The sequence below is a fragment of the Martelella sp. UBA3392 genome (assembly GCF_002358775.1).
GTDB classification, from domain to species: Bacteria; Pseudomonadota; Alphaproteobacteria; order Rhizobiales; family Rhizobiaceae; genus Martelella; species Martelella mediterranea.
Window position 1 is genome coordinate 1 of sequence record NZ_DEPM01000187.1, and the last position, 12,200, is coordinate 12,200.

At 64.2% G+C, this 12,200-nt stretch carries 12 protein-coding genes; 3 read left to right on the forward strand and 9 right to left on the reverse strand.

Annotated elements, in window-relative coordinates; all coding sequences use genetic code 11:
- The 8 genes from B4E36_RS14430 to B4E36_RS14465 form a co-directional block, all read right to left on the reverse strand.
- Positions 1-894 (reverse strand): TolC family protein (locus B4E36_RS14430; protein WP_345900497.1); only part of this gene is annotated, 894 nt, incomplete at its 3' end.
- Positions 891-2,750 (reverse strand): FUSC family protein, encoded by a 1,860-nt coding sequence (locus B4E36_RS14435; RefSeq protein ID WP_292052550.1) that lies wholly within the window; start codon positions 2,748-2,750, stop codon positions 891-893. The genes B4E36_RS14430 and B4E36_RS14435, both read right to left, overlap by 4 nt.
- On the reverse strand, positions 2,734-3,768 hold the full coding sequence (mdtN, locus tag B4E36_RS14440; RefSeq protein ID WP_345900498.1) for a multidrug transporter subunit MdtN: 1,035 nt from the start codon (positions 3,766-3,768) through the stop codon (positions 2,734-2,736). The genes B4E36_RS14435 and mdtN overlap by 17 nt, the downstream gene beginning before the upstream one ends.
- A gap of 4 nt (positions 3,769-3,772) precedes the next feature.
- Complete coding sequence (locus B4E36_RS14445; protein ID WP_026173124.1) at positions 3,773-3,967, reverse strand: YtcA family lipoprotein; 195 nt, start codon at positions 3,965-3,967, stop codon at positions 3,773-3,775.
- A 184-nt stretch (positions 3,968-4,151) separates the two neighbouring features.
- Positions 4,152-4,940, reverse strand: coding sequence for a hypothetical protein (locus B4E36_RS14450; protein ID WP_345900499.1), 789 nt, complete (start codon positions 4,938-4,940; stop codon positions 4,152-4,154).
- 58 nt (positions 4,941-4,998) lie between these two features.
- The gene (locus B4E36_RS14455) at positions 4,999-6,447 is read right to left on the reverse strand and encodes a metal-dependent hydrolase family protein (RefSeq protein ID WP_292052538.1); all 1,449 of its coding nucleotides are present in this window, start codon (positions 6,445-6,447) and stop codon (positions 4,999-5,001) included.
- Between the two features lie 102 nt (positions 6,448-6,549).
- On the reverse strand, positions 6,550-7,710 hold the full coding sequence (locus B4E36_RS14460; protein ID WP_345900500.1) for an alpha/beta hydrolase: 1,161 nt from the start codon (positions 7,708-7,710) through the stop codon (positions 6,550-6,552).
- 105 nt (positions 7,711-7,815) lie between these two features.
- Positions 7,816-8,841: a magnesium transporter gene (locus tag B4E36_RS14465; protein WP_292052534.1), complete on the reverse strand. Its 1,026-nt coding sequence runs from the start codon at positions 8,839-8,841 to the stop codon at positions 7,816-7,818.
- Positions 8,842-9,052: 211 nt separating this feature from the next.
- On the opposite strand from B4E36_RS14465, the gene B4E36_RS14470 reads away from it, so the two are divergent.
- On the forward strand, positions 9,053-9,985 hold the full coding sequence (locus B4E36_RS14470) for a pyridoxal-dependent decarboxylase (RefSeq protein WP_345900501.1): 933 nt from the start codon (positions 9,053-9,055) through the stop codon (positions 9,983-9,985).
- A 115-nt stretch (positions 9,986-10,100) separates the two neighbouring features.
- Here B4E36_RS14470 and B4E36_RS14475 read toward each other — a convergent pair whose 3' ends face one another.
- Complete coding sequence (locus tag B4E36_RS14475; protein ID WP_292729390.1) at positions 10,101-10,604, reverse strand: glutathione peroxidase; 504 nt, start codon at positions 10,602-10,604, stop codon at positions 10,101-10,103.
- Between the two features lie 70 nt (positions 10,605-10,674).
- Between B4E36_RS14475 and dusB the strand changes: the two genes are divergently transcribed.
- On the forward strand, positions 10,675-11,838 hold the full coding sequence (dusB, locus tag B4E36_RS14480; protein WP_292729388.1) for a tRNA dihydrouridine synthase DusB: 1,164 nt from the start codon (positions 10,675-10,677) through the stop codon (positions 11,836-11,838).
- On the forward strand, positions 11,831-12,200 hold a 370-nt coding region (locus tag B4E36_RS14485; protein ID WP_345900502.1), incomplete at its 3' end, for an HD domain-containing protein. The genes dusB and B4E36_RS14485, both read left to right, overlap by 8 nt.

A 12,200-nucleotide genomic window follows, 5' to 3' on the forward strand; every position in this document is an offset into this window, starting at 1 on the left:
CATCGTCTCGGTCGGCATGCTGGATGCGCGCGGAAGCCTGCGATCCTTGGTGTCCTCGATCTTCAGCTTGGTCATCGGCGAGAGGCCGACCGCCCCGAGCAGCGCCTGGTAGGTATCCTGTTCGCCGCCGCGCGCCTGGACCACGCGCAACTCCTCCTGCGCCACGATCTGCTCGGCCTGGGCGAGATCGACCGAGGTGGCGAGCCCGCGCTCGCGCCGCGCCCTGATCGCGTCGTAAACCGTGCGGCTGTTGGCAAGCGCCTGGCCGGCAGCGCGGCTGTGGGCGCGGGCGGCGTTGTAATCGTGGAATGCGCTGGTGACCTCGAAGATCAGCCGCTGATGGGTGGCGTTGAACTGGTAGTTGGCGGCCAGCGACAATTGCTTCGCCCCTTCCACCACCGCACTGCGGCCGCCGAAATCGAAGGCCAGCCACTGCAGCGCCATGAACGGCACGACGCCGTTGATATTGGAGTTGAAATAGGCATTGCCGCCGATCGGTATCGGCAGTTCGGCGGCATTCTCGTTGCTTCCACCGATGACGTTGGCGGTGATCACCGGCAGGTAGGTCGCCTCCGCCATGCCGACGGCGAGCGCTGCCTGGCGGGCCTGTTCCCAGGCGACGCGGGTATCGGGATTGCTGCGCTGGGCGAGGTCGATCAGTTGCGGCAGGCTGTAGAGCCGGCTTTCGTCCACCGTCGGCGCGGTGAGCGCCAGCGCGCCGCTTTCCTCCGCCTGCCGGCGCATCTCAGCGGCCTCGTCGCCATCTCCGGGCTGCCATTGCGCGTCGGGTGATTGCGGCGCCAGCGCGAGCGTATCGGCGACGCAGCCGGAAAGCGCCAGCATCATGGCGAGAAACGCGCCGCGGCCGAGGGCAGGCATCAGATGTCGTCTCATCGGCTCTCTCCCGTTCCCGCCTCTTCCATCCCGGTCGTTTCCTCCGTTGCGGCGGTCTCACCCGCATCGATGCGTCGCTCCGCAACAGCCAGCCGCGACCGTGTCTCATCATCGACCACGGGCCTGAAATAAAGCGCCAGCGACAAATCCTCCAGCATGGCGGCGTCGCTACGATAGGTTTCGCGCTCGGTTTTCCCCGGACGCATATGTCGCGGTTCATAGGAGGCCATGTCAACCGCTTCCCGGATAACGCCGAGGTCGGTCTGGATCGATGCGACGAGCCCGGTGGAGGCCTGGCGAACCGGCTGGTCAGCGTTTGCGAGCGATTTCAGCTTGGCGATTGCCGCCGCCGTGCGCCGCTTCACCTCGTCCTTGACGCTGACCGGCCAGATATTGGTAAAGATCACATAGACCACCGCATTGCCGAGCAGAATGCCGATGATGCGGTCGCTGGCGGCACTCAGGCTGGTGCCGGGCCCGAAGCCCTGGATCACCGTCAGCAGGAAGGCGAGCGCGATCTGCACGCCGCCATAGGAGATGCGCTCATTGCCTGTGGAAACCCAGGCGGCAAGCGACACGACGGCGAAGATCAGGAAAGCGAGCCCGCCGACCGAATCAAGCTGCGGGATCACGAACAGGATGGCGATCAGGCCGAAAAACGCGCCGATCAGGCAGCCGGTGATGCGCAGCACCAGCTTGTGGACGGTGTCGCCTGTGGTGCCGAGCGCGGCCACATAGCAGGTGATCATCGCCGTATGGATGCCCTGCCAGTCGATCGCGGTATAGATGAAGAAGCATGTGACGGCGGCCAGCGTCGTTTTCAGCGCGAAATGCAGGTGGCGCGGATGGGAAAAGATGTCAGGCGCGACCGGCGGATCGTCCACCGGGGCGCCCTTTTCAAGCGGTGCGACCCGGCTGATATCGGCGAGCGCGCCGGCGACCGGCTCGAGCTCGTTGGGCAGGTCGGCATAAGTCTCAGGTTCGGGGAGGTCCTTTTTGGCCAGCACCGCTGCGGCAAGCGCGCAGCAGTGAGCCGCAAGCCGTTGCCGCGCTGGGCCGGCATCGTCCGCGGGGCCTTCCTCCGGCAGGGCCGAGACGGCCAGCATCAGGCGATAGCTGTGGGACTGCGTTCGCTCCAGAAATTCATAGGCTCGGCCGCGCAGGATGGAGAGCAACTTGATCAGCAGAAGCCGCTTTTCCTGTTCGGCGGTTCCCTCTCCGATGAGGCCCATCAGTTTTTCCCGGGCGTCCTCTCTTCCTTCGAGCGCGTTGGCGGATTGCTCCAGCCGTTCGGCGATGGCTTCCCGCAGCAGCTTTTGCGGCGGGATGCCGAACAGGAGGTTGTAAACGGCCATCACCGCCATCGGCACGAACACCATCGCCCAGGCGTAGAGCACGGCCCGGGTCGCGATCTCGCCGATCGGCACATTGCCGAGCAGGGTCAGCACGAAGGCGATGACCAAGGCGACGATGCCGGCTTGCTCGCCGGCCTTGGTGGCGGAATCGAGATAGAGGAAGATGAACGAGGCGATCACGATCGCCGCGATCTGCGCCGGCGGAAAATCGATGGTGAGGTTGATGATGCCGATCAGCAGGAACACCACCAGGCTCACCGCGATGATGATGCCGATGCCGGTGACGACGTTCTCGGCGGCGTTGGCGCGCATCAGGAAGATCACCAGATAGCAGCCGATGGCCGCTTCCGGAAAGTGGTACATCATCGACAGCACGGTCGAGATCGCGCAGATCGCGCCGATCGACAGGGACAGCCTGAGCCGCCCCGGAAACGGCATCAGGTCATCGATCAGGCGGTGGGACCGCCGCCTGAAGTCGCTGCGCTCAGCAGTGCTCGCCATGACGAACCACAGTCGAGGCGGACGCGCCGATGCGCATCAGGTTTTCCGGCGGATCGATGAGCTTGATGCGCACCGGAAAGCGCTGCGCGATCCGGACCCAGTCAAGTTCCTTCGGCACATAGGGAAGGGCGCTTTGAATATCGATCGCGCCGCCGGAGATGACGCCCCAGCCGATGCCCTGCACCACGCCCTTGATCTCGACGGATCGGTCGGCCATCACATAGACCGAGGCGCAGGTGCCCGCCGGCAGTTTTTCCAGTTCGGCCTCCCGGTAGAGCGCGGAAGCGTACCATTCGCCGGTGTTGACCAGCGTGAACAGCGGCGCGCCGGAGGCCACGAACTGGCCGCTCGAAGTCGTCAGCCCGACCACCCGGCCGTCATGCGGGGCGTAGATCTTGGTGTTGGCGAGATTGCGCCGGGCGATATCGAGCGCCGCCTGCCGGCTCTGGATCAGGGCCAGCGTTTCCTCCGGGGAGGACACCAGCGCGTCGGCCGCCTTGCTCTGCTGCAGGGCCTGTTCGAGCGATACCTCGGCATCGCGCTTGGCCGTGCGCGCGTCCTGCACTTCCTGATCGGTGACGTAGCCCTTGGGCTGGAGCGGCAGCAGGCGATCGAGCGTTTCCTGCGCCAGTTCGAGATTGACGCGGGCGCGTTCGATCTGCTGCAGGGCGATCTCCGCGTTCGCCGCCTCGGCGTCGATATTGCGTTTCTGGGTCTCGTGCATCGCCTCGGCGGCCTTGAGGTCGCCTTCGGCCTGGACCACGAGGAGGCGGTAGGATTCGTCCTCGATCTCGAACAGCAATTGCCCCTTCTCGACCTTGTCGTTCTCCGCGACATGGATCTCCGAGATCCGGCCGGGAACGGTCGAGGAAATCTGGGTGATCGGCGCGGTCAGGGTGGCGTCCTGCGACAGGATATCGGCGCCCATCCGCGCCATGTGCTTCCAGCCGAGAAAGGCGGTTGCGCCGATGACGACGATGGGGATGAGGGCGAGGGCGGCGGTCTTTGGGCTCAGCATGGCTCTACCGTCCGAACAGGATGAGGGAGGCGGCAAGCCCGATGGCGATTGCCAGGAACAGGTAGACGATCACCCGCACGGGCATCACGTCATCGAGCCCGATCTTGATGAACACGAGCCGGACGATGACAGCGCCGAAAATGCCGATCAGCGAACAGGCGATCCAGGACGGGAAATAGGCGCCGAAGAAGGGAATCACGGGACTGCTGCTCGCGAATGCGCGAAACGGCGTGAAAATTCCCGCCATGAGGAGAAGCATTGAACCCGTTATACGCACGCAAGCACCCAGTTTTATTATTTTCCGCCCCCGAGGGTTGTGGCGCAGGAACGACTATCCTGCATAGCAGGAAAGTCTGTCAACCGTCAGGGCTGACAGTCTGGGGCTAGAACCGGAAGCTCAGCCCGACGGTCGGGCCTTGCAGAACGGTGTCGAAGACATGCCCGTCATCATCGTAGTCGATGGACATGTATCTGTAGCCGAAGGAGAGCGCGGTCGCTTTGGTGATCCGGTAGTTGATCGTGGCCATCGCCTGCCATGTCAGGTCCGAGCCCACCGAGAAGCCGCCGACATCGGCCTGGCCGACGAGGCTGACGCGGTCGCCGGCATCATAGGCCATCCGGAACCCGAGGGCGGGATCGACCCAGCCGAACTCGCTCTTCGCGCTGTATGCGCGCGGGACCGAGGGGATGGAGGCCGTGACCTCGGTGGTGAGATGCGCGAAGCGGATGCCGCCAAGCGCATCGAGGCGGAAGTCATCGGTTTCGGCAAGCCGCACAGCGCCGAACAACGCGCCGGAAAAGAGCTTGCTGTCGACGCTGACATCGATACCGGGCACGGTGATGCCGTAAGCCGGGATCGCCACCGGGCCGGAGGCCTCGTTGGCGGTGGTGTCGACATACATCAGGTCGGCGTAGAAGCCGAACGCGCCGTTGGTCCCCCAGGCATTGGCGAAACCGGCGATATTCAACTCCTCGAGGATATCCGAGAAGCTGCTGTCGATATGAACGGTGGGCGCCCGCCGGAAGGGCGATACGCTGCCCGACATCCCGGTCATCCAGACATAGGGCGTGATCTCGAACTGCCAGCCATCGCCCGGCGTCTCTATCACGGCTGTCGGCTGCGGCGCGGGCGGTACGGCCGACAGGTCTGCCGCCTCCGCCGTCAGGGCCATCGGGCATGCCAAAACCGACACGGCAAATAAAACGGACTTCAAATGTGCCCCCAATTGTCTAGCTCTCTAGGCTGTTCTTGAAAATGCGGCCGTCCTTCATGATTACCGCAAAATTGTCCGGATTTGCAACCAGAGCGATATTATCGAGCGGATTGCCATCGACCAGCAGCATGTCCGCGAAGGCGCCCTTTTCGATCACGCCGAGACGACCGTCATAGGGGTTGCGCTCGCCCGACAGCGCCAGCAGTTCGCCGCTGCGGCTGGTCGCGAGCTTCAGCACGTCCGCCGGCGAGAACCATTCGGACAGTCTTGCAAGCTGAGCGCCTTGCGTTTCGGTTTTGGCCGGGTTGAACAGGATATCGGTGCCCCACACCATGCGCTCGAAATTGAATTTCTGCGCCCATTCGAAACAGCGTCTCGTGCCCTCGGCAATCATCTGCTGCTCGCCGCGCTGCTTGTCGGTGCTCATCGGGTTGGCGAACTCGCCGCCGAGGAAGGGCTGGATGCTCCACCAGATGCCCTTGTCGAGCATCATCCGCACCGTTTCCTCATCGGCAAGCTGGCCGTGTTCGATGCACTGGACGCCGTTGTCGATCGAGCGGCGGATGCCCTTTGCGGTGTAGACATGGGTGCAGACATAGGTGCCCCAGTCGGTCGCCGCCTGCACGGCGGCGCGGATTTCATCCGGCGTGAACTGCAGGCTTGGCACGGGGTCGTAGAGCGAGGACACGCCGCCGCCGGTCATGATCTTGATCTGGCTCGCGCCGAGCAGCAACTGCTCGCGAACGCGATTGAGAACCTGCGGAACGCCGTTTGCGATCGAGGAAATGCCGGCTTCCTCGGCATGGCTGAGATTGCTCTGGTCGGAGGCCGGGATCTCGTATTCCATGCGGAAATCGCCATGGCCGGAGGTTTGGGAGATCATCGCGCCGGAGGGATAGATGCGCGGGCCCACCGCCTTTCCGCCGTCAATCGCGCGCTTCAGGGCGAAGGACGGCCCGCCGACATCGCGCACCGTGGTGAAGCCGCGCATCAGCGTCTTTTCCGATTCATTGGCCGCCACCAGATGAACATAAGGCACCTGCGCGGCCATGGCGGTCTGCATCGGAATGGCGCAGAGCAGCGAATGCCAGTGCGAATCGATCAGGCCCGGAATCAGCACCCGGTTGCCGCAATCGATGACGTCGGCATTGGCGATATCCTCGCTGACCGGGACCAGCGCCTCGATGCGATTGCCGCGCACGAGAACGTTGCGCCCTTCGACAAGCGCATTGGAAAGGCCGTCGAACACCCGGACATTCGAAAAAAGGATCGCCCGTTCGCCGCCCTGCGCGAAGGCCGGGGCCGAGGCGAACGCGCTGGCCGCCGCCGCCCCGATGATAGCCTTCAGAACGGAGCGCCGGTTGACGCCTTGCATCAGCCGCTCGTTCAGCCGGATCACCTCCGGCGTGTGGCAAGGACAGCCTGCATGGTGGACAAGGTGCTGGTATTTGGAGCCGGCGCGCATTTTTTTCCTCCCGATGCTGTGACGATTTTGGGGACGATTGTTTGGGAAGATCGCCGCGATTGCAAGGCGGCGATCCCGAAACGGCACACGCCGAAGGCCCGTTCAGGGCGAAGGCGTCGCTGCGGCCTGCGCCGGTTCGAAGAAACGACCGCCGGCCTGGCGGAAGCCGCTGCTCACCATGTCGTCAGTGTCTTCCAACTCTTTGTATAGCGACGCCATGGCGGTGTAGCGGCTGTGGCGCAGGGCATCGGTTGAGGAAATCGAGGAGATGTCAAGAAGCAGGATATTCATCGCCTTGGCGGCTTCCACGACTTCCGGATCGGTGATGTCGAATTGGCCGGCGCGCTGGCGGTTGCCCTGCAAAAGGCGCGATACGCGCAAGGCGTAATCGTCGCTCGAAACCATCACCATCATCGGCGGATCCAGCGGCCCGATGGCGTCAACCTGGGTCGCAAACACATCCTCGTCGATATCGGGCGCGGCGAGGATGACGTTGAGCTTTTTCAGAGCCTTGACGTCGCCCTCGAGGCTGAGCTGCCGGAGCGCCTCCATGGTCAGCCAGCCGCCCATGCTGTGGCCGAACAAGAGAACCGAGCGCACACCCGGCTGGCCGGTGACCTGCTGCAGCACGTCCGTCAGACCGTCGCGGGAGAAGGTCGCGGATTCCTTGTCGGTCACATAGTCGAAGATGCGGGCCTGAGAGGGCCAGGAGAACAGGATTGGCACGCCGGATATGTTGGAATCGGCCGAAAGCTGCGCGATTCGGAACACCGCCTCCTGGAAGCTGACATTGAAGCCGTGGACGAACATCGCCGCCTTGCCGCTTTCGCGGGCGGCCCTGCCGATCCGGCTGTCGAAGGCGGCCCGCGAGAGCGCCGTGTGGCGGAGCACGGTGAAATCCTGATCAGGACGGGCCTTACGGGAAAGCGGCCATTCGATCTCGCCGGGAACATGATCCGGCGGGATCGAAATCACGAATTCGGCATAGCTTAATTCGTCTTCGCGCTCCCGCGTATACCCCTCGATGCGGTTTTCGGCCGGCTCCCGCGTGGTCGCGACATAAATGGTCACGGTCCGCGCCGGCGCCGCGGCATCGGGATGCGGATAAAGGACTTCGGTTCCGGGGCGCTTTCCGCAGCCGGCGGCGACGAACAGCAGCAGGCAAAGGGAGATCGCGCGCAAGGTGACAGCCAGGACGCGGCGCGGATCTGCAAATTCCTGCTGTGGAAAGATGACGTTTCCGCCATAAACCGCGATCCGCATTGTCGCTGCCCTCGGTAAGTCGTGATCTGTCGTCCCGCGTAGATGCACCGCCGGACCCCTCGCTTTTTACTACGGACGAACCCGCCGAAAATCAATGGCGCGCCCTTATGGCACGGCCAGACCAAGCATCGAGGCGGTGATCGTGAAGTAGAGCAGCAGGCCGGTGAGGTCGACAATGGTGGTCAGCGCCGGGCCGGAAACCACGGCCGGATCCTGCCTGACGGCGACGGCCACCAGCGGCAGCACCGCGCCGATCAGCGTTGCGGAGATGACCTGGGCCGCAAGCGCGATCGCGATTGCAAAGCCTATTCCCTCGAGCGTCATCGTGGCGGGCACATCGGCGGCGTTGGAGATCAGCAGCACCTTAAGGAAGGCGAATAGGAACAACGTGCCGGCCATCAGCAGCGAGACGCGCGTCTCCCGCCATAATATCCAGAGCGTCTCGCGCGTCTTGACGTCGCCGGTCGTGAGCGCACGCGTCACAAGGCTTGCGGACTGGGTGCCGACATTGCCGCCGGTATCGGCGACCATCGGCATGTAAAGGGCGAGGATCACGAGCGCGTCGAGCGCATCCTCGTAGATGTGGACCACATAGCCTGCGGCAAGGCCGGCGACGGCAAGCGCCAGCACCCAGGGAACCCGCCGGCGGAAGTCGGACCAGACGGTATGATCGAAGTAATCATCCTTCACCCCGCCCGCGATGCCGACCCAGCGATCGGCGTCCTCATGCAGTTCCTCGACCAGAAAGGCGTTGGCCTTTTCGGCGTGAACCACGCCGGCCACGCGGCCATCCCGCTCCAGCACGGGCATGATGTCGATCCCGCGGTCGATCATGTCATAGGCCGTCCGTTCGGCCCCGGCTTCAACACGCCTGACGGTCGGAACCTTCGTCGACATGACTTCTTCGATGGGACCGCTTCCGTTGAGGCAGTCCCTGAGGCTGACAATGCCGAGAAGACGGCCATCGCCATCGACCACGCAGGCGCTGGTGTGAAAGGCGCCGCTTCGGCTGGCAAAGCGATCCGTCGCCTCCGGGCAGGTGAGGTCGGGGGCAAGCAGCAGCGGCGCGGCATCCCAGATCGCGTCCACCGGATGTTCCGGCGCAAGCATGGAACTGGCAATATCGGTCATTTCGTCGTCCCCCGTTTCCTTCGTCACAGGCCTTCCGGCGCTTTTGCCGGTCGTCGGCGCCGCAGCAATAACGCGCCAGCATTAAAGTTTTTCGAAAGCCGCGATCGCGGCAGACGCCGAGCATGAGACAGCATCAGCTTACCGTCACTCCTTGACCCCAGGTCAACCGCTGGGTACTTCTTTTGCTGGTTCCAGATTAGGGGAGAGACCTGTGGCTGACAAATCCGCCGAAGAAGACCTGTTCGATCCGAATGACGAAACGTACGGTTCTGCAGATTTCCTGACCGCTTTGCCCAAAACTGAATTCCCGCAGAAGGTCCGCGCGCCGCGTTCCGCCTATGCCGCGGTCAAGGACGAGTTGATGATGGACGGCAATGCCCGCCAGAACCTCGCCACCTTCTGCCAGACCTGGGAAGAGCCCGAAGTCCACCAGTTGATGGACGACTGCATCGACAAGAACATGGTCGACAAGGACGAGTATCCGCAGACCGCGGCGATTGAGGCGCGGTGTGTCCACATCCTCGCCGACCTCTGGAACTCTCCCGAGGCGGAGAACACCCTCGGCACATCGACGACCGGCTCGAGCGAGGCGGCGATGCTCGGCGGTATGGCCCTGCTGTGGAAATGGCGCGAGCGCCGGCGGGCAGCTGGTCTGTCGACGGACAAACCAAACCTCATCTGCGGGCCCGTTCAGGTGTGTTGGCACAAGTTCGCCCGCTACTGGGACATCGAGCTGCGCGAAATCCCCATGGAACATGACCGGCTGATCATGACGCCGGATGCGGTTCTTTCTCGCGCCGATGAGAACACGATCGGCGTGCTACCCACGTTGGGTGTTACCTTCACCGGCCAGTACGAGCCAGTGCAAGCAGTCAGTGCGGCACTGGATGACCTCCAGGCACGTACCGGACTCGTCACTTCGAGCTCATCAACGATGGCAGTCCAGAGCACGGCATTCCGGCTATCTCGTGGAAACTCGTCGAGGGAGCCGAGCACGGATTCACCCTGTTTGATCTTGCCGACCGGCTGCGCACACGGGGCTGGCAGGTCCCGGCCTACACTATGCCCGCCGACCGGCAGGACTTGGCCGTACAGCGCATCCTCGTGCGCGCCGGCTTCAGCCGCGATGAGGCAAGCCTGCTGATGGATGACTACCGCGATGCCATTGCGCACTTCGACAAGCACCCCGTCTCGGTGCCGATGAGCGAGGAAGAGGCGGGCAGCTTCCACCACTGACCGGTGGTGAAGGCCTCGCGAGATCAGCGGGGGAGTGAGTCTTCGATCACCGCAACGATCGACGGATCGTCGGGCTTGGTCGTCGGGCGGAACCGGTGGACGGTGCCGTCGGGGGTGAGCAAGAACTTCTCGAAGTTCCAGAGCACCGGACCCCGCTTGCCCTCGGCATCCTTCGCCTTCTTGAGCGCCTTGTAGAGCGGCGCGGCGTGAGAGCCGTTGACTTTGACTTTCTCGGCGATCGGAAACGACACACCCCAGGTGGTCGAGCAGTAGTCGAGGATTTCGTCCATGCTGCCCGGCTCCTGACCCATGAACTGGTTGCAGGGGAACCCGACCACGGTGAATCCGCGATCACCGTAGGTCTTCTGAAGCTGCTCGAGCTGCGCATACTGCGGTGTCAGACCGCACTTTGAGGCGACATTGACCACCAGTACAACACCGTCGCCGTAGTCCCCGAGCGTCGCGGTCTGGCCGTCGGCGGTCACGAAGGGGATGTCACGAAGAGAAAGCTGCTGCACGTCGGTCATGGTTTCAGGCTACCGGCGGCTGCGGGGGAGGGCGCGGCACGTCGAGGCGCAGGTCTGGGAGAATGGGTGGATGCCGTCAACACCGTCAGCCACGTCTGTCGCGCCGTTGCGCATCGGCCCGATCACGGTCGACGCGCCGGTCGTGCTCGCGCCGATGGCCGGCATCACCAACACCGCGTTTCGGCGGTTGTGTCGCGAGTACGGCGCCGGTCTCTATGTCAGCGAGATGATCACGTCACGGGCACTCGTCGAGCGCAACGACACGACGATGCGGTTGATCACCCATCACGAGTCCGAAACGCCGCGATCGATTCAGCTCTACGGTGTGGATCCCGCCACGGTGGAGGGTGCGGTTCGGGTACTGGTCGAGGAAGACCGGGCAGATCACATCGACATGAACTTCGGATGCCCCGTCCCGAAAGTCACGCGCAAGGGCGGCGGCGCCGCCCTGCCGTGGAAGCTCGGCCTCTTCCGTGAGATCGTGACGCGCGCCGTACTCGCGGCGGGGCCCATCCCCGTGACGGTAAAGATGCGTAAGGGAATCGACGACGACCATCTCACCTATCTCCAAGCCGGCAGAATCGCCGAGGATGCCGGGGTCTCAGCCGTCGCGCTTCACGCTCGCACCGCCGCCCAGTTCTACTCCGGGGAAGCTGACTGGGAGGCGATCGCCCGACTCAAGGAGCACGTCACGTCAGTTCCGGTGCTCGGCAACGGCGACATCTGGGCCGCCGAGGACGCGACGCGGATGATGGCCGAGACCGGGTGTGATGGGGTCGTCGTGGGTCGGGGATGCCTTGGGCGGCCCTGGCTGTTCGGAGAGCTGGCGCGGGCGTTCGATGTGGATGCCGGCCCGACCGTGGACGCGAACCTCGGGTTCGTCGCGCAGGCGTTTCGCCGGCATGCCGAGCTCCTCGTCGAGTTCTTCGAGGACGAGGGCCGCGGCTGTCGCGACATCCGTAAGCACGTCGCCTGGTACTTCAAGGGCTACCCGGTAGGCGGTGATCTGCGTGCTCGGCTCGCGACGGCATCCTCGCTCGCCGAGATCGACGAGCTTCTCGCGGAGCTGGACCTGGACGCCCCCTATCCCGGCGCCGCCGCCGAGGGCCAGCGTGGGCGCGCAGGGAGCCCGAAGCGACCCGCCCTGCCCGACCGGTGGCTTGAGTCGCAGGAGATCGACGGCGTGGAATCGTGCGCGCTGGCCGAGGCCGAACTGGATCACAGCGGTGGCTGAGCGGGGCATTCCGGTGCATCCGGGATATACGGATGCCGATGCCGAGCGATTCTACGCTGAGCACCACCGATCGCAGCGCGACGGCTTCGCACGGGATCGGGCGCGCGTGCTGCATTCGGCTGCGCTTCGTCGACTTGCCGCAAAGACCCAAGTCTTGAGCCCGGCAAGTCCTGCGGACTTCGCTCGCAACCGCTTGACGCACTCGCTCGAGGTCGCGCAGGTCGGGCGCGAGCTTGCGACGGCGCTGCAGCTCGCACCTGACGTGGTCGATACCGCGTGCCTGAGTCACGACCTGGGGCATCCTCCCTTCGGCCATAACGGCGAGCGCGCCCTGAACGACTGGGCAGAAGACATCGGCGGGG

Coding starts and splice junctions, on each gene's coding strand:
- B4E36_RS14455 (WP_292052538.1), bottom strand. CDS start 6,447: ATGCGCGCCGGCTCCAAATACCAGCACCTTGTCCACCATGCAGGCTGT.
- B4E36_RS14450 (WP_345900499.1), bottom strand. CDS start 4,940: ATGGCCCTGACGGCGGAGGCGGCAGACCTGTCGGCCGTACCGCCCGCG.
- B4E36_RS14465 (WP_292052534.1), bottom strand. CDS start 8,841: ATGACCGATATTGCCAGTTCCATGCTTGCGCCGGAACATCCGGTGGAC.
- B4E36_RS14460 (WP_345900500.1), bottom strand. CDS start 7,710: ATGCGGATCGCGGTTTATGGCGGAAACGTCATCTTTCCACAGCAGGAA.
- B4E36_RS14435 (WP_292052550.1), bottom strand. CDS start 2,750: ATGGCGAGCACTGCTGAGCGCAGCGACTTCAGGCGGCGGTCCCACCGC.
- mdtN (WP_345900498.1), bottom strand. CDS start 3,768: ATGCTGAGCCCAAAGACCGCCGCCCTCGCCCTCATCCCCATCGTCGTC.
- B4E36_RS14475 (WP_292729390.1), bottom strand. CDS start 10,604: ATGACCGACGTGCAGCAGCTTTCTCTTCGTGACATCCCCTTCGTGACC.
- dusB (WP_292729388.1), top strand. CDS start 10,675: ATGCCGTCAACACCGTCAGCCACGTCTGTCGCGCCGTTGCGCATCGGC.